At 60.6% G+C, this 17,999-nt stretch carries 12 protein-coding genes and 1 pseudogene; 9 read left to right on the forward strand and 4 right to left on the reverse strand.

Translation table 11 applies throughout. The features are described 5' to 3' along the window. Window positions 1-3,449 (reverse strand): annotated as a pseudogene (locus tag AQS8620_RS10760) (hypothetical protein); the annotation flags it as partial. Window positions 3,450-3,812: 363 nt separating this feature from the next. Between AQS8620_RS10760 and fucP the strand changes: the two are divergent. Next, a complete protein-coding gene (gene fucP, locus AQS8620_RS10765; protein WP_085836915.1) occupies window positions 3,813-5,102 on the forward strand; it encodes an L-fucose:H+ symporter permease in 1,290 nt (429 codons plus the stop codon). Between the two features lie 50 nt (window positions 5,103-5,152). Here fucP and AQS8620_RS10770 read toward each other — a convergent pair whose 3' ends face one another. Together AQS8620_RS10770 and AQS8620_RS10775 are read right to left on the reverse strand one after the other, a co-directional pair. After that, entirely contained in the window at window positions 5,153-6,199 is a 1,047-nt protein-coding gene (locus AQS8620_RS10770) for an NAD(P)-dependent alcohol dehydrogenase (protein ID WP_085836916.1), read from the reverse strand. A gap of 175 nt (window positions 6,200-6,374) precedes the next feature. After that, window positions 6,375-7,271, reverse strand: a complete 897-nt coding sequence (locus AQS8620_RS10775) for a LysR family transcriptional regulator (protein WP_085836917.1) — start codon at window positions 7,269-7,271, stop codon at window positions 6,375-6,377. Window positions 7,272-7,465: 194 nt separating this feature from the next. Between AQS8620_RS10775 and AQS8620_RS10780 the strand changes: the two genes are divergently transcribed. The 3 genes from AQS8620_RS10780 to AQS8620_RS10790 are packed head-to-tail and all read left to right on the forward strand — an operon-like array spanning window position 7,466 to window position 10,994. After that, a complete protein-coding gene (locus AQS8620_RS10780) occupies window positions 7,466-9,772 on the forward strand; it encodes an arginine/lysine/ornithine decarboxylase (protein WP_085836918.1) in 2,307 nt (768 codons plus the stop codon). Between the two features lie 12 nt (window positions 9,773-9,784). Beyond that, the gene (aroQ, locus tag AQS8620_RS10785) at window positions 9,785-10,219 is read left to right on the forward strand and encodes a type II 3-dehydroquinate dehydratase (protein WP_085836919.1); all 435 of its coding nucleotides are present in this window, start codon (window positions 9,785-9,787) and stop codon (window positions 10,217-10,219) included. Window positions 10,220-10,223: 4 nt separating this feature from the next. Then, window positions 10,224-10,994 carry a LamB/YcsF family protein gene (locus tag AQS8620_RS10790; RefSeq protein ID WP_085836920.1) on the forward strand — a complete coding sequence of 257 codons (771 nt, stop codon included), beginning with the start codon at window positions 10,224-10,226 and terminating at the stop codon, window positions 10,992-10,994. Between the two features lie 78 nt (window positions 10,995-11,072). On the opposite strand, the gene fdhD is transcribed toward AQS8620_RS10790, so the two are convergent. Beyond that, entirely contained in the window at window positions 11,073-11,873 is an 801-nt protein-coding gene (fdhD, locus tag AQS8620_RS10795) for a formate dehydrogenase accessory sulfurtransferase FdhD (protein ID WP_234990455.1), read from the reverse strand. A 235-nt stretch (window positions 11,874-12,108) separates the two neighbouring features. Here fdhD and AQS8620_RS10800 point away from each other — a divergent pair, with 235 nt between their 5' ends. The 5 genes from AQS8620_RS10800 (at window position 12,109) to AQS8620_RS10820 (ending at window position 17,662) form a co-directional block, all read left to right on the forward strand. Beyond that, on the forward strand, window positions 12,109-13,734 hold the full coding sequence (locus tag AQS8620_RS10800; RefSeq protein WP_085836922.1) for a peptide ABC transporter substrate-binding protein: 1,626 nt from the start codon (window positions 12,109-12,111) through the stop codon (window positions 13,732-13,734). Window positions 13,735-13,815: 81 nt separating this feature from the next. After that, on the forward strand, window positions 13,816-14,739 hold the full coding sequence (gene oppB / locus AQS8620_RS10805; protein ID WP_085836923.1) for an oligopeptide ABC transporter permease OppB: 924 nt from the start codon (window positions 13,816-13,818) through the stop codon (window positions 14,737-14,739). A gap of 1 nt (window position 14,740) precedes the next feature. Beyond that, window positions 14,741-15,667: an ABC transporter permease subunit gene (locus AQS8620_RS10810; protein WP_085836924.1), complete on the forward strand. Its 927-nt coding sequence runs from the start codon at window positions 14,741-14,743 to the stop codon at window positions 15,665-15,667. Window position 15,668: 1 nt separating this feature from the next. Continuing rightward, entirely contained in the window at window positions 15,669-16,655 is a 987-nt protein-coding gene (locus tag AQS8620_RS10815; protein WP_085836925.1) for an oligopeptide/dipeptide ABC transporter ATP-binding protein, read from the forward strand. Then, entirely contained in the window at window positions 16,652-17,662 is a 1,011-nt protein-coding gene (locus AQS8620_RS10820) for an oligopeptide/dipeptide ABC transporter ATP-binding protein (protein ID WP_085836926.1), read from the forward strand. Before AQS8620_RS10815 ends, AQS8620_RS10820 begins: the two co-directional genes overlap by 4 nt. The last annotated feature ends 337 nt before the right edge of the window (window positions 17,663-17,999 follow it).

Genomic DNA, 17,999 nt, shown 5'->3' on the forward strand with positions numbered 1-17,999 from the left:
ACGTCGATATCGCCGAGGATTTCCTCGACCGGATCGAGCGGGAGTTCGGCCTCCACGGGGCCAAGGTCGACGGAGATGTCGCTATCCTCGCCAACGTCGGGGGTTTCGCCACCCAGCGAGACATCGATATCGCCGAGGATGGCTTCGACCGGGTCGAGCGGGAGTTCGGCTTCCACGGGCCCAAGGTCGACGGAAATGTCGCTCTCCTCGCCAACGTCGGGGGTTTCGCCACCCAGCGAGACGTCTATGTCGCCGAGGATGGCTTCGACCAGGTCGAGCGGGAGTTCGGCTTCCACAGGTCCGAGGTCGACAGAGATGTCGCTATCCTCGCCAACGTCGGGCGTTTCGCCGCCCAGCGAGACATCGATATCGCCCAGGATTTCCTCCACCGGATCGAGCGGAATCTCCCCTTCCACAAGCCCAAGGTCGACGGAAATGTCGCTCTCCTCGCTCCCATCGGGGGTTTCGCCACCCAGCGAGACGTCTATGTCGCCGAGGATGGCTTCGACCAGGTCGAGCGGGAGTTCGGCTTCCACAGGTCCGAGGTCGACAGAGATGTCGCTATCCTCGCCAACGTCGGGCGTTTCGCCGCCCAAAGAGACGTCGATATCGCCGAGAATTTCCTCGACCGGGTCGAGCGGGAGTTCGGCTTCCACAGGTCCGAGGTCGACAGAGATGTCGCTATCCTCGCCAACGTCGGGCGTTTCACCGCCCAGCGAGACGTCGATATCGCCCAGGATTTCCTCCACCGGGTCGAGCGGGAGTTCGGCTTCCACGGGCCCAAGATCGACGGAAATGTCGCTGTCCTCGCCCACCTCGGGCGTTTCACCGCCCAGCGAGACATCGACATCACCCAGGATTTCCTCCACCGGGTCGAGCGGGAGTTCGGCTTCCACGGGTCCGAGATCGACAGAGATGTCGCTATCCTCGCCAACGTCGGGGGTTTCACCGCCCAAAGAGACATCGATATCGCCGAGGATTTCCTCGACCGGGTCGAGCGGGAGTTCGGCTTCCACGGGTCCGAGATCGACAGAGATGTCGCTATCCTCGCCCACATCGGGGGGTTCGCCCCCCAAAGAGACGTCGATATCGCCCAAGATTTCCTCCACCGGATCGAGCGGGATTTCGGCCTCCACGGGTCCGAGGTCGACGGAAATGTCGCTATCCTCGCCAACGTCGGGGGTTTCGCCACCCAGCGAGACATCGATATCGCCGAGGATGGCTTCGACCGGGTCGAGCGGGATTTCGGCTTCCACAGGTCCGAGGTCGACAGAGATGTCGCTATCCTCGCCAACATCGGGCGTTTCACCGCCCAAAGAGACGTCGATATCGCCGAGGATTTCCTCGACCGGATCGAGCGGGAGTTCGGCCTCCACGGGTCCGAGGTCGACGGAAATGTCGCTATCCTCGCCAACATCGGGCGTTTCGCCCCCCAAAGAGACGTCGATATCGCCGAGGATTTCCTCGACCGGATCGAGCGGGATTTCGGCTTCCACAGGTCCAAGGTCGACAGAGATGTCGCTATCCTCGCCAACATCGGGCGTTTCACCGCCCAAAGAGACGTCGATATCGCCGAGGATTTCCTCGACCGGATCGAGCGGGAGTTCGGCCTCCACGGGGCCAAGGTCGACGGAGATGTCGCTATCCTCGCCAACGTCGGGGGTTTCGCCACCCAGCGAGACATCGATATCGCCGAGGATTTCCTCCACCGGATCGAGCGGAATCTCCCCTTCCACAAGCCCAAGGTCGACGGAAATGTCGCTCTCCTCGCTCCCATCGGGGGTTTCGCCACCCAGCGAGACGTCTATGTCGCCGAGGATGGCTTCGACTAGGTCGAGCGGGATTTCGGCCTCCACGGGTCCGAGATCGACAGAGATGTCGCTATCCTCGCCAACGTCGGGCGTTTCGCCGCCCAAAGAGACGTCGATATCGCCGAGAATTTCCTCGACCGGGTCGAGCGGGAGTTCGGCTTCCACAGGTCCGAGGTCGACAGAGATGTCGCTATCCTCGCCAACGTCGGGCGTTTCACCGCCCAGCGAGACGTCGATATCGCCCAGGATTTCCTCCACCGGGTCGAGCGGGAGTTCGGCTTCCACGGGCCCAAGATCGACGGAAATGTCGCTGTCCTCGCCCACCTCGGGCGTTTCACCGCCCAAAGAGACATCGATATCGCCGAGGATTTCCTCGACCGGGTCGAGCGGGAGTTCGGCTTCCACGGGTCCGAGATCGACGGAAATGTCGCTCTCCTCGCCCACATCGGGCGTTTCACCGCCCAAAGAGACATCGATATCGCCGAGGATTTCCTCGACCGGATCGAGCGGGATTTCGGCTTCCACGGGTCCGAGATCGACAGAGATGTCGCTATCCTCGCCCACATCGGGGGTTTCACCGCCCAGCGAGACGTCGATATCGCCCAGGATTTCCTCGACCGGGTCGAGCGGGATTTCGGCCTCCACAGGTCCGAGGTCGACGGAGATATCGCTGTCGTCAGGGGAGGGAATATCGGTGTCACTGTCTCCGGTCGGATCAGGGTCTACCGTGTCCGTTGGTGGGATCTCAGGATCGGGCGTGACGGTATCCGTGGGATCTGTGTCGCCATCTGTGCCAGTGTCAGTGTCAGTGTCAGTGTCACCGTCAGTGTCGCTGTCTGTGTCACCGTCAGTACCACCGTCTGGGGTACCGCCGGTATCGCCGCCTGTCGTTTCTTCGGTGCCATCCTCGGTGTCGTCCTCCGCAAGGGGCGGTGTGTCGATCACGGGATCGGTGGGGTCAAGCGGAAGCGGGGGCGGTGTCGTGGCTGGCGTTTCGGGCGTGCTGTCGGGCGTGTCGACGACGGGCGTCGGGGTGGATGGCGCAAAGCCTTCGGCGGTCTCCTCGTTCTCCGGTGCCACTGGGGCCACGGGGGCCAGCGGGGCCTCTGGTGTCACCGGCGTGCCGTCGGTCACGGGAGCGGGTGTCTGGGGGGCGGTGTCCGGGGCGATTGTCCCCTCTGTTTCAGGGATATCTTGCGTTACATCCGCCGGACCCGTGGCCGCAGGAGTCGCGAGAGGGTTGTCCAGAACACTCGCGGGGGATGCGGTCGCTTGGGGCGCGGCGGGCGCAAGGTCCTGAGGCTGGGTTGCCCCCGACACATTGGGATCAAAGAAGGAGCTGGGGTAGACTGCCTGCTGGCTGCCAAGCAGCGTTGTGCTGGCCTCGAACAAGGGTGTGGCCGCTGCGCTGGTATCGAAGGGCACACTGCCCGATCCGTTGATGGCAACGTCGCGCACAAGACCTTGTGGCAGGTCTTGCAGGCCGAATTGGTCGCTACCGGCCTCGAGAACGTCGGAAGCGGAGATCTGAATGTTTTCGTTCTGCGTCAAGCCGGCGGATGTCGCCTCGGCAACGTCGAGATCGTCTGCGCTGAAACGCTTGGCATTCAGTGCATCAAAATTGGACTCGTCTTGCATCGTTCCACTCCTTCACTACCCCCTTCAGGTTCGATGATTGGAATGAACATTTTCTTAATTTTCGCCCTCTGTCCCATTGATAGTGAATATTTGGTTAACGGTTTCACATTTGTTTTGAATGGTTTGTGGAAGGTGACGGGGCGCAACACGTCGCGCGGTGACACCGCTGGTCCAGTCCCAAAGTCGCTCGGTGTTTGAAGTCGTGGCAAAACACTGAGCCCGCTGGCAAACCCGCCGCCCGTCACTCCTTTCGACTGCAGTGCCGGAATTAGTAACTTTATTTTACAAATACAGGCCCAGAGCATGGAGAACCGCAACAGTTTGTTCTAAGTCACGAAAGATTCGATGGGAGAGGAACGTATCATGAGTGGGAAAACCCGATTGGTTTATCAGGGCATGTGGATGCCGTTCGTCCTTTTGGTGGTGTGTTTTGCCGCTTGGGGAATCGCTGCAAACATGACCGATCCGATGGTGCAGGTGTTCTCGCGGATCTTTTCGATGAGCACTGTTCAGGCCTCGCTGGTGCAATTTGCCTATTACGGTGCCTATTTCCTGCTTGCGCTGCCCGCGGCCTTTATCAACCGCCGTTTTAGCTACAAAACCGGCGTGTTGGCGGGGCTGGGGCTGGCGACATTCGGGGCGCTTTTGTTCTATCCCGCCAGCATCGCCATGACCTACGGGTTCTTCCTGATCGCGCTGTTTTGCCTCGCGGGGGGGCTGTCGATCCTCGAAACCTCTGCCAATCCTTTTGTCATTTCGATGGGGCCCGAAGGCAACGCCACGCGCCGTCTCAACTTTGCGCAGGCCTTCAACCCTGTGGGCACCAATATCGGCGTGTTGTTGTCGGCCAGTTTCATTCTGCCCAACCTCAACCCCGCAACGGATGCCCAGCGGGCCGCCATGGCACCCGAGGCCCTCGAGCAAATCCGGCGCGCGGAATTGTCGGCGGTGATGGGCCCCTACGTGGGCTTCGCCTTTGTCCTGCTGGTGATTTGGGTGCTGATCGCCCTCAAACCGATGCCCGCACGCGACGAAGCCAGGCCGGTTGCCCGCGGCAATGTGCAGTTTCGCGCGACTCTGGCGCGTTTGCTGAAAAACCGGCACTACGCATTCGGCGTCGGGGCGCAGTTTTTCAACGTGGCCGCGCAGACCTGTACCTGGACCTTCACGATCCAATATGTGATCGGCGCGATGGGCGGGACAGAGGCCTCGGCGGGCCAGTATCTGCAAATCAGCCTGATCGTGTTCCTGATCTCACGCTTTGCCATGGTTGGCATCATGGGCGTTATCCGGCCGTCGCTGTTGCTGACGCTGATGGCGGCGCTGGCGGTGACATTGACGCTATTTGCCGCTTTCGTGCCGTCAATGGCCGGGGTTTGGGCCGTGGTCGCGCTGTCGGCCTGCCTGTCCTTGATGTTTCCGACGATCTACGGTGTGGCGCTCCAAGGTCTGGGCGAAGACACGAAATTCGGGGCGGCAGGGCTGGTCATGGCGATTGCCGGCGGTGCGGTGATGCCGATGATTCAGGGTGCCGTTCTGGATGGCTACGGCGCCGCGGTATCCTTTGTCGTGCCGATGGTCTGCTTCGCGGTGGTTGCGCTTTATGGCGTCTTTGACCTGCTGTCGGGGCGCAAATCCGCGGCCCTGCGTTAAGCCAAAGCCCTCGGCCCCGTTCGGGGCCAAGGGCGGTTTGGGGTTGCGGATTACGCCAGTGTCGCGTTGTCGATCACAAAGCGGTATTTGACGTCGGATTTCAGCATCCGCTCATAGGCTTCGTTGATCTGGTCCATGCGGATGACTTCCACATCCGACGTGATGCCGTGCTCACCGCAGAAATCCAGCAATTCCTGCGTTTCCTTGACCCCGCCGATCAGAGACCCTGCGACCGCGCGGCGGCGCATCACCATTTGCGCGGAATTCAGGAAGGGATCAATCGGCCCGAGGTAGCCCACCAGCACCAGCGTGCCGTTGTAGTTCAGCGTCGGCATATAGGGGTTGAGGTCATGGACATAGGGCACGGTGTCGATGATCAGATCAAAGGCGTTGGCGACTTCGGCCATCTGGCTGTCGTCGGTGGAAATAACGACGTGATCCGCGCCCAGACGTTTGGCATCCTCGATCTTGTCGGGAGAGCGCGAGAAAAGCGTCACCTCCGCGCCCAAAGCATGGGCCAGTTTCAAGGCCATGTGACCAAGGCCACCCAAGCCGACAACCGCCACTTTCGACCCTTTCCCGACTTTCCAGTGCTGGAGAGGCGACCAGGTCGTAATGCCTGCACAGAGTAGCGGCGCAGCACCGGCAGCATCGATGTTTTCTGGTACGTTCAGGACAAATTTATCTTTGACAACAACGGATTGTGCATAGCCGCCGTGGGTGATCGATCCGTCGACCTTATCGGTGCCACCATAGGTGCCGGTGAAGCCGTTAAAGCAATATTGTTCTTCGTGATTGTCACAGGCGGCGCAGTGCTGGCAGCTGTCGACCATACAGCCGACGCCCACCAGATCCCCGACTTTGAAGCCGGTGACATCCGCGCCGACGTCGGTCACGCGACCGATGATCTCATGGCCCGGAACAACAGGGTAGGTGGCATTGCCCCAATCGTTGCGCGCAGTGTGCAGGTCCGAGTGGCAGACGCCGCAATAGGTAATATCGATGGCGACATCATCGGGGCGCAACGTGCGGCGGGTGATGTCCAAGGGAGCAAGCGGCGCATCCGCAGATTGCGCGGCATAGGCGTGAACGGTCATGTGAAGTCCTTGCGGTTTGGTCGAGCGATTGTGTGTGACGCGCGGGACAGGCGCCCTTGGCGCGCCGCGACGATCCTACAAAGCTAAGGCGATTGGGCGCGGTTGCTAGGGGATCAATCGCGCATGGGCCTATCTGCAAAAACGATCAATCGGCCCGTGCGAAACGAACATAGCCTCACGACCCGCGATAGCGCAGTGCTTCGACCAACAGTTTGAACGCAGGCGGCGTCTGTCTGCGGCTGGGGTAGTAAAGGTGATAGCCCGGAAAGGGCGGGCACCAATCGTCAAGCACCTGCACCAAAGCCCCGCTGGCAAAATGCGGCGCGAGAATATGATCGGGCAAGCACACAAGGCCGCGCCCCTGCACCGCGGCCTCGACCAACAGATCCGGCTCGTTGCTGGTGAACTGACCGGCAACGCGCACATTCAGCGGGCGACCGTTGCGTTCGAATTCCCAGGCATAAAGCCCGCCCAGCGTTTGCAGGCGCAGATTGACGCAGATGTGGCTGGTAAGGTCATGGGGCGTGTGCGGCGCGGGATGGGTGTCAAAATAGCCCGGCGCTCCGCCAACCACCATGCGGGCATCCGGCGCGATGCGCACGGCAATCATATCCTTGTCGACCTGTTCGCCCAGCCGCACGCCGGCGTCAAACCCGTCTTTGACGATGTCCACCAGCCGCGATTCCTGTGCAATTTCAACCTGCACGTTGGGATAATCGGCCATCAATCGGCTCACGGCGGGCATCAGATAGTGCTGGGCGGCATGGCGCGACGCGGTGATGCGGATCAACCCCGAGGGCGTCTCGCGCAGCGCATCCAGCCTTGCCAGCTGGTCCTCGATCCCGTCAAAGGCAGGGCGCAAGGCCTCGGCAAGGCGCAAGCCCGCCTGCGTGGGGGCAACGGTGCGGGTGGTGCGGGTCAGCAACCGCACCCCCAACCGCTCCTCAAGGCGGCGCAACACGTGGCTGACGGAGGATTGCGACGTTCCGAGTTTGGCGGCTGCGCGCGTAAAGCTGCGTTCCTCGGCGACCACCAGAAAGGCCATCAGATCGCCCAGTTCATCCCGTTTCATTTATCGCCTATCCGTATAATTGCGTCGTTGATTTAGCGGATGCATGCGAAATAACAAGTCGGCGCGCGCGCAGGTCTTGCGCCCGGGCGCTAAGCATTTGATGCCTTTGCACGTGACTGTCCCTTGACTGTTTTCCCCTCAGGGGGAACAAACGCACACAGCCTTTCGCGCGACAAATTCCGTCAGGAGACTCCATGAAGTTCCGCTTCCCCATCGTCATCATCGACGAAGATTTCCGCTCCGAAAACTCCTCCGGTCTGGGCATTCGTGCTATGGCCGAGGCGATCGAACGCGAGGGATTCGAGGTTTTGGGCGTCACCAGCTACGGCGACCTGTCGCAATTTGCCCAGCAGCAATCGCGCGCCTCGGCCTTTGTTCTGTCGATCGACGACGAGGAATTCAGCCCCGGTCCTGATCTTGATCCGGCGGTGGTGCAGCTGCGCGCCTTTATCGAGGAAGTGCGCTGGAAAAACGCCGATGTGCCGATCTATGTCTACGGCGAGACGAAAACATCGCGCCACCTGCCCAACGACATCCTGCGCGAGTTGCACGGCTTCATCCATATGTTCGAGGATACGCCGGAATTCGTCGCGCGCCACATCATCCGCGAGGCCAAACAATATCTCGAAGGCATCCAGCCGCCGTTTTTCAAAGCGTTGCTGGATTATGCCGAGGACGGGTCCTATTCTTGGCACTGTCCGGGGCATTCGGGCGGGGTGGCCTTTCTGAAATCGCCCATCGGCCAGATGTATCACCAGTTCTATGGCGAAAACATGCTGCGGGCCGATGTGTGTAACGCGGTCGAGGAACTGGGCCAGCTTCTGGACCACAACGGCGCGATCGGTGCCTCCGAGCGCAATGCCGCACGGATTTTCAACGCCGATCACTGCTTTTTTGTGACCAACGGCACCTCGACGTCCAACAAAATGGTCTGGCACCACACGGTTGCCCCCGGCGATGTGGTCGTGGTGGACCGCAACTGCCACAAATCGATCCTGCATTCGATCATCATGACCGGCGCCATTCCGGTGTTCCTCAAACCCACGCGCAACCATTACGGCATTATCGGCCCGATCCCGCAGAGCGAGTTCGAGATCGACAGCATCAAGGCCAAAATCCGCGCCAACCCGCTGCTTGACGGCTATGATGCGGACAAGGTGCAGCCGCGCATCATGACCCTGACGCAATCGACCTATGACGGCGTGCTCTATAACACCGAGACCATCAAGGACCTGCTGGATGGCTATGTCGAGAACCTGCATTTCGACGAGGCCTGGTTGCCCCATGCCGCCTTTCACCCGTTTTACAGCACCTATCACGCGATGGGCCGCAAGCGCGGGCGCACGCAGCATTCGGTGACCTACGCGACCCAGTCCATTCACAAATTGCTCGCCGGGATTTCGCAGGCCAGCCATGTGTTGGTGCAGGATTCGACGGAAACCAAGCTGGACCGGCATCTGTTCAATGAATCCTATCTGATGCACACCTCGACCTCGCCGCAGTATTCGATCATCGCGTCTTGCGATGTCGCCGCGGCGATGATGGAGCCTCCGGGCGGCACGGCTTTGGTCGAGGAAAGCATCGTCGAAGCGCTGGAATTCCGCCGCGCCATGGGCAAGGTGGACGCGGAATACGGCGACAGCGATTGGTGGTTCAAGGTCTGGGGCCCTGCCGATTTCGACCACACCGAAGACGGCATGGGCGAGACTGCCGATTGGGTGTTGAAGAAAACCGATGCCGAGGGCGTGCAATCGGGCGGGGAAGACAGCTGGCACGGCTTTGGCGATATGGCCCCCGGTTTCAACATGCTTGACCCGATCAAAGCCACCGTTGTCACGCCGGGTCTCAATCTGGACGGGCGGTTCGAGGACACCGGCATCCCGGCCTCTATCGTGTCGAAATATCTGGCCGAACATGGCGTGGTGGTCGAGAAAACGGGCCTTTACAGCTTTTTCATCATGTTCACGATCGGCATCACCAAGGGCCGCTGGAATACGCTGGTCGCGGCTTTGCAGCAGTTCAAGGACGACTACGACAAGAACCAGCCGCTCTGGCGCACCATGCCGGAATTCTGTGCAAAACAGCCGCGCTACGAGAAAATGGGCCTGCGCGATCTGTGCCAGCACGTCCACGCGCTGTATGCAAAATATGACGTCGCGATCCTTTCAACAGAGATTTACACCTCCGACCATCTGCCCGCGATGAAACCCTCGGATGCCTTTGCCCATATCGCGCAGCGCACCACCCAGCGCGTGCCGATTGATGATCTGGAGGGGCGGATCACCACCAGCCTTGTGACCCCCTATCCGCCGGGCATTCCGCTGCTGATCCCCGGAGAGGTGTTCAACAAGAAGGTTGTCGAATACCTCAAGTTCAACCGCGAATTTGCCCGCGAATGCCCGGGGTTTGAAACCGATATCCACGGGTTGGTGGCCGAAAAAGGCAGCGATGGCACGATGCAGTATTTCGCCGATTGCGTCGCTGCGGATGCGGCAGAATAAGGAGAGTTTTCCATGTCCAAGACAATCTATGTGCTGAACGGCCCCAACCTGAACCTGCTTGGCAAACGCCAGCCGGAGATTTACGGCCATGACACGCTAGAGGATGTCGAGCGCCTTTGCGTTGCGGCCTGCGCGGAGGGGTTCACCATCCGCCTGTTGCAGTCCAATTGGGAAGGCCAGATCATCGACTGGATTCACGAGGCGCGCGACGACGGGGCGGGGATTGTGATCAACCCCGCGGCGCTGACGCATACGTCGGTGGCCGTGCTCGACGCGCTCAGCGCCTTTGACGGTCCGGTGATCGAAGTGCATATCTCCAATGTCCACAAACGCGAGGCCTTCCGCCACCATTCCTATGTGTCTGCACGCGCGGACGGGGTCATCGCAGGGCTTGGCATTGACGGCTATCCGGCGGCGGTGAAACGCGTCTGCAAGCTGGCGTCCTGATCTGATGGCGCGGCGCCTTGATCTGAACTGCGACATGGGCGAAAGCTTTGGCGCGTGGGGGATGGGCGAAGATGCGGCGATGCTTGATATCGTCACTTCAGCGAACATCGCCTGCGGGTTTCATGCCGGTGACCCGATGGTGATGCGCGACACGATCAAAGCGGCCAAAACGCGCGGCGTTGCCATCGGCGCGCATCCCGGTTTCAACGATCTCGCGGGCTTCGGGCGGCGCCGGATCAGCGGCGACAGCCCTGAGGATCTGACTGCGCAGCTGATCTATCAGATCGCTGCGATGCAGGGCATGGCGCGGGCCTTCGGGCATGACATGACCCACGTAAAACCCCATGGCGCGCTGATGAACATGGCCTGCGAAGACAAGGCCATCGCGCAGGCCTGTGTGGCGGCGATCCGCGCGATTGACCCGACGCTGATCTTTGTCACCTTGCCCTATTCGGTGGCCTTCGATGTGGCTCAGAAAGCGGGGCTGCGGGTCGCTTGCGAAATCTACGCCGACCGCAGCTACGGCGCACGTGGTCAATTGACACCGCGCAGCCACAGCGGGGCCGTGATCCACGATCCGGCGCAGTCGCGCGATCAGGTGCTTGAGATGGTCGTGGGCGGCATGATCCCCACAACCCAAGGCACCCGCTTGCCGGTCGAGGCGGCGACGCTATGCGTGCATGGCGACAATCCGCAAGCCGTTGAAATCGCGCGTACCCTGCGCGCTGCCCTGGCCAGCGAAGGCGTGCGCTTTGCGCCGCTTCGCGCGGATTAGACCTGCCAGCGAAGGCGTGCGCTTTGCGCCGCTTTGCGCGGATTAGACCTGCCAGCGAAGGCGTGCGCTTTGCGCGGATTAGACCTCGCCGATCAGCCGTTCGGGGTGGCAAAAAACCTCAAGCCCCTCGCCGCGGACCTGCGCAAGCGTCAGCCCGTTGCGGCTGGCTGTGCGCAGGGCTTCTGCGGTAGGAGCCGAGGCCGAAACCAGCACAACCAGCCCCGATGTGACGCATTTCTGGACCAGATCGACGGAAACGCGCGAGGTGATCAGCGCGGCGTGTCCCGCGACCTCTTGCGCCCCGATCAGCTTGTCGAGGGCGTTGTGACGGCCCACGTCCTCGCGGGTGGCGCGCAGCGTGCCATCGGCGGCCAGACAGGCGGCGGCATGGGTGGCGCGGGTGGCGTCGTGCAGCGGTTGATGCGCGCGCAACCGATCAAAGGTCTGCACGAGAGCGGCGCTGGAAAACAGTGGCTGCGCGACGGGCAGTGGCGCGAGCGGGCGCATGGCCTGATCGAGACTGTCGATACCGCACAGACCGCAGCCGACAGGTCCAAAGGCGTTGCGGCGGCGCTGGATCAACGCCTGCGCCCGCGCGTCGGGAATACGCAGCCGCACCTCGATTCCGCGCGGCTGGCGCAGCACCTCGAGCGCTTCGATCTGCGCGCGGTTTTCCACGATCCCCTCGCTCAGCGCAAACCCGCGCCCGAAGTCCTCGAGATCGGTGGGACTGGCCATCATCACCGCTTCCGTCGAGCCGTTGAACACCAGCGCCACGGCGCATTCTTCAGCAAGGGTGCGGGTGCCTTGGGTCGCACCGCTAAGCGGCACGAGAACGCTTGCGGTCATGCCGCTTGGCTGGTGATGCGTGACTGTCATGGGGTCCTCCTGTGCGCAGAGTTGCGATCTCTTCGTCAAAAGGCAAGAGGCGCGGCTTTGGCGCAACCTCGCAGATGCGCCCATATCTGCCCGTAAAATAGGCATGTCGTCAAATTTCCCTCGCGACACGCTTGTATCGCGGGGCATCTTCTGACTTCATTTGCGCAGAAGAAAACCGTTACATTTGTGTAAGATGATGTTTTCTCATGATAATAATTAGATCAGGAGGTCAAAAATGAAGATTCAGCGCGCGGTTTCCGCTCTTGCTCTTGTTGCTGCCGGTGTGGTGGCAAGCGTTCCTGCCGCCTATGCCGCGGATGTGCCCGAGGGCGTCAGCCTGTCCGAAAACCAGACCTATACCTTCTGGCTGCTCGATGCGATCAAATCGATGGACCCGCAGATCAACACCGATGTCGAAGGCTCCGACATCCTGCGCAACCTCTTTGAAGGGCTCTACAACGAGGACGCCACGGGCGCGCTGGTGCCCGGTGTTGCGCTGGATCACACGCTGTCCGAAGACGGGCTAACCTATACATTCAACCTGCGCGATGACGCGAAATGGTCCGATGGCAAACCGGTTACCGCGAACGACTTTGTCTATGCGTGGAAACGTCTCGCTGATCCGGCCACCGCATCGGAATACGCGTGGTACATGGAACTGATGCAGATCGAAAACGCCCCGGCGATTATTGCGGGTGAGGCGCCTGTGGACGATCTGGGGGTGAAAGCGCTCGACGATCACACGCTGGAAGTCAAAATCACCACGCCGCTGCCCTATTTCCCGCAGATGCTTGTGCATGGCTCGACCTTTCCCGTGCGCCAGGACGTGATCGAGGAATTCGGTGACAACTGGACCCAGCCCGAAAACCTGATCGGCAATGGTGCCTATACGCTAACCGAGCACCTGCTGGGCGAGCGGGTCGAGATGGATAAATCCGACACCTACTGGGATGCGGATAAAACCGTCATCACCCATCTTACCGCGCTGACCATCAACGATGTGAACCAAGGGCTGACTCGCTATCTTGCCGGTGAACTGGACCGCGTGAACATCCCCGCAGGCCAGTACCCGCGTCTGGCCGAGGAATACCCCGACGAGGCGACCTCGCTGCCCTATTCCTGTTCCTACATCTACATGCTCAATGTCGGTGAAAAAGGCCCCGAGGCCCTCAAGGACGTGAATGTGCGCAAGGCGCTGTCCTATGCGATCAACCGCGACATCATCGTCGACAATATCCTGCAAGGCGGCCAGCACGCGGCCTACAACTGGACCCATTGGGCGACGGCGGGCTTTACCATGCCCGACATCGACTACGCCGGCTGGACCCAGGAGGAACGCACCGCCAAGGCCAAGGAGCTGCTCGAAGCGGCAGGCTACACGCCCGAAACCCCGCTTGAGCTGGAGTTGAACTACAACACGTCCGAAGATCACAAAAAGATCGCCATCGCCGCGTCGCAGTTCCTCAAGCCGCTGGGCGTGAACCTGACGCTCAACAATATGGAGTGGAAGGTCCACACCGACCGCATGCAAAGCCAGGATTTCGAAATGGCGCGCTATGCGTGGTGTGGCGACTATAACGAGGCCTCGACCTACCTCGATCTGTTCACCTCCTATTCGGGCCATAATAACGGCGAGTTCTTCAACGACGACTACGACAAGTTGATGAAGGACAGCAAAACCGCCGAGGACCCGCAGCCGATGTACACCGCAGCAGAGCAGATTCTGGCGGATGAAATGCCGGTGCTGCCGATCTACCACTACGCCAAGGTCGACATGATTGCCTCCGACATCAAAGGCCTGCCCACGGATAACGTGATGCAGACCTGGTACGGAAAAGACCTGTACCGCGTGGCCGAATAAGCGCGGCGCGCTAGATCGTTTTCCAGATCAAACTCATGGCGCGGGGATCATCCCCCGCGCCATGGCGTTCAGGAGTTTCCCGTGCTCGTCTATATTCTCAAGCGTCTGGCGATTGCCGTTCCGACGTTGCTCATTCTCATCATTGCATCCTTCCTGCTGATGCATGCAGCCCCCGGTGGTCCCTTTACTGCCGAGCGCGAGCTGCCCCCGCAGGTGCTTGCCAACCTCAATGCGAAATATGGTCTCGACCAGCCGCTGTGGCGACAGATTGTCAGCTACCTCTGGGGGATCATCGCGCATTTCGATTTCGGACCGTCCTTTATTTACAAGGACCGGACCGTGAACCAGATCATCGCGCAGGGCTTCCCGGTGACGATCACCTATGGCTCGATTTCCTTCCTTGTGGCGGTTGTCGTTGGCGTGGCGCTGGGCGTCACGGCGGCGGTGAAACAGAACACATGGCTCGACTATATCGCTGTGGGGATTTCCATCGGCGCGCAAGTCCTGCCGAACTTCGTGATGGCGCCGATCCTTGTGCTGGTCTTCACCCTCTGGCTCGGTTGGTTGCCGGGGGGCGGCTGGCAAGGCGGGCAATGGCAGTATCTGATCATGCCGGTGATCGCGCTGTCGACTTCCTTCATGGCCTCCATTGCGCGGATCACGCGCTCGTCGATGCTGGAAGTGCTGACATCCAACCACATCCGCACCGCCAAGGCCAAGGGCCTGCCGATGCGCCGCGTGATTGCGCGCCATGCGTTGAAGCCGGCGATGCTGCCGGTGATTTCCTATCTTGGACCGGCCTTTGTGACGATGATTACCGGTTCGGTGATCGTGGATATCTATTTTTCCACGGGTGGGATCGGCAAGGCCTTTGTCGATAGCGCGCTCAACCGCGATTACGCCGTGATGATGGGGGTGACCATTTTGATGGGCACGCTCACCATCCTTTTTAACCTTGTCGTCGATGTGCTTTACGCATGGATCGACCCGAAAATCCGGTACTGACATGGTGATTGATAAAACCAAAATGACCTCGCTTGCGGCGGCGACCTCGCAACCGGAGATGGCCGGACGCTCGCTTTGGGCGGATGCACGCCGCCGCTTTGCGCGCAACAAAGCGGCCGTCTTTGGCGTGTTTTTGTTGCTGTTCGTCGCCTGTTTCGCGCTGTTTGGCGGATTTTTCGCCCAGTGGTCAAATGAGGAACTCGATTTCTCCGTCATGGGGCAGGTGGCACAAATTGGCGGGCCATCGCTGTCCAACGGCCATTATTTCGGCACCGACGATCTGGGGCGCGATCTGTTTGCGCGCACGGTGCAGGGCACGCAAATTTCGCTGGCTGTGGGCCTTGTCGGCGCGGCGATCGCGGTGATCGTGGGCACGCTTTGGGGCGCAACGGCGGGCTATTTCGGCGGGCGGATCGACAACTACATGATGCGCACCGTCGATATCCTGATCGCCATCCCCTATATGTTCGTGCTGATCCTGCTGCTCGTGATGTATGGCCGGTCGATTTCGATGCTGTTCATCGGCGTGGGGCTGATTTCATGGCTCGATATGAGCCGGATCGTGCGCGGCCAGACCCTGACGTTGAAGGGGCGCGAATATATCGAAGCGGCGAAAGCCATCGGCGTGCCCGCCTATACCATCATCCGCCGTCATATCCTGCCCAACCTGCTGGGGGTCGTTGCGGTCTATGCCACGCTTTTGGTGCCGCTGATGATCCTGACGGAAAGCTTTATTTCCTTTCTCGGTCTGGGGGTGCAGGAACCGCTCACCTCGCTTGGCGCGTTGATTTCCGAAGGGGCGGGGACGATGTCCTACGGCACCCTCTGGCAGATCGCGTTTCCTCTGTTTTTCTTCGTTGTGACCCTCTTTGGCTTCTTCTTCGTCGGGGATGGTTTGCGCGACGCACTTGACCCGAAGGATCGCTGACATGGCTTTGCTCGACGTAAATGACCTTTCTGTGCGCTTTGCCACGCAGGACGGTGACATCCATGCGGTCAACGGCGTGTCCTTGTCTCTCGAAGCGGGCGACACCCTGGGGATCGTGGGGGAAAGCGGGTCCGGCAAAAGCCAGCTGTCCTTTGCCCTTTTGGGGTTGCTGGCGAAAAACGGGACCGCGACGGGGTCGGTGACCTTTGAGGGGCGCGAAATCCTGAACGCGCCCGAGAAGGTTCTGAACACCTACCGCGCGCGCAAAATCGCGATGGTGTTTCAGGACCCGATGACCTCGCTCAACCCCTATATGCGGATTTCCGACCAGATGGCCGAGGTGCTGATGCACCACGAAGGCCTCACGAAATCCGACGCGATTGCGCGTTCGGCGCAGATGCTTGATGCGGTGAAAATCCCTGATGCGCAGAACCGCGTGCGTCTCTATCCGCATGAATTTTCCGGCGGGATGCGACAGCGCGTGATGATTGCCATGTCGCTTTTGTGCAAGCCACAGCTTTTGATCGCCGACGAGCCGACCACCGCGCTTGATGTGACCGTGCAGGCGCAGATCATGACGCTTCTGGCCGAGTTGCAGAAGGAGTTCGGCATGGCCACGATCCTGATCACCCATGATCTGGGCGTCGTGGCGGGTTTTTGCGAACGTGCGATGGTGATGTACGGGGGGCGGATCATGGAACGCAGTCCGGTCGAGCCGCTGTTCGCGCAGCCGACCCATCCCTACACCCGCGGCCTCATCGCTGCGATCCCGCGGGTGGATCAGGGCCATGAGGCGCTGCACGCCATTCCGGGCAATCCGCCAAACATGACGGGCGCGCCTGTTGGCTGCCCCTTTGCACCGCGGTGCGATTTTGCGGGCGACGATTGCCGTCGCGACATGCCGCCGTTGGAGCGCTTCGCGACCGAGCGCGACCGCGCCTGCCACCGCCCCATCGACCTGATCGCGCCTTTGGAGGTGCCCGCATGACCACACCGCTTCTTGACGTCAAAGACCTGCGGGTGACCTTTGAAATTCACCGCGACGGTGACCTGCCTTGGGCCGCGCCGCGCAAATTGCGTGCCGTCAACGGGGTCGATTTCAGCCTGTTGGCGGGAAAAACGCTGGGCATCGTGGGCGAAAGCGGCTGCGGGAAATCGACGCTCGCGCGCGCGCTGATCCGCATGTTGCCTGCAACGGGGCAGGTGAACTGGCAGGGGGAAACCGACCTGCTGCAACTCACCGCGCGTCAGATGCTGAAATATCGCGCCGATATCCAGATGATTTTCCAAGATCCACTGGCCTCGCTCAATCCGCGCATGACCGTGGGCGACATCATCGCCGAACCGCTGCGCACCCATCGCCCCACGATGGGCGGCAAGGAACGCCGCGCCCGCGTCAAGGCCGCGATGGAGCGCGTGGGCCTGCTGTCCAATCAGGTAAACCGCTATCCGCATGAGTTTTCCGGTGGGCAGTGCCAGCGCATCGGCATTGCGCGCGCCCTGATTGTCGAACCGAAACTCCTTATCTGCGACGAACCTGTGTCGGCGCTTGATGTGTCGATCCAGGCGCAGGTGATCAACCTGCTGGACGATCTGCGCCGCGATCTGGGATTGACGATTGTCTTCATTGCCCATGACCTGAGCGTGGTGAAACATATTTCGGACGAGGTCATGGTGCTTTACCTCGGCAAAATGATGGAACGCGCGCCGTCGGATGAGCTGTTTGCTCATCCCCAGCATCCCTACACACAGGCGCTGTTATCCGCGGTGCCAGTGCCCGATCCGCAGATCGAGCGGGGCAAAGTGGTGATCCCGCTTGACGGCGAACTGCCATCGCCGATGAACCCGCCCTCGGGCTGTGTGTTTCGCACCCGCTGTCCGCGCGCGCAGGCGCTGTGCGCCGAGACCGTGCCAGAACCGACCGCAGGTCCCCACAGCTATGCGTGCCATTTTCCCGGAGCGGTGACGCAGGAGGAAATCGCAGCGCCTGTTTAGGCCTGGCCTTTGCCCTAAGGTCGCATAGACGGGGCGCGTCGATTAGGGCGGCGCGAATCATCAGGTTTCAGGCGCCGAACGCGCGCCTGTATGTTCTTTGGATTTGCTGCATCGCAGCGTGAGGCGGATTCATCCGTGCTGTAGAATGCGGCAGGGGTGAATAATTCTCGCGACATTTTCGACCCTTGTGGCCCTCAGGCCATGATAGGCGGCATTGCGCACATCGCGTTGTTTACCCATCGTTAAGCCTATGTTAGAAAGTCTCAAGTGTTGGGTTAAGATTAAAGCAGTCAAAAAACTTTTTTTACATTTGGAATTCGGTCGGTTTTCTTTCGGC

The sequence above is a fragment of the Aquimixticola soesokkakensis genome, assembly GCF_900172375.1.
Taxonomy (GTDB): Bacteria; Pseudomonadota; Alphaproteobacteria; order Rhodobacterales; family Rhodobacteraceae; genus Aquimixticola; species Aquimixticola soesokkakensis.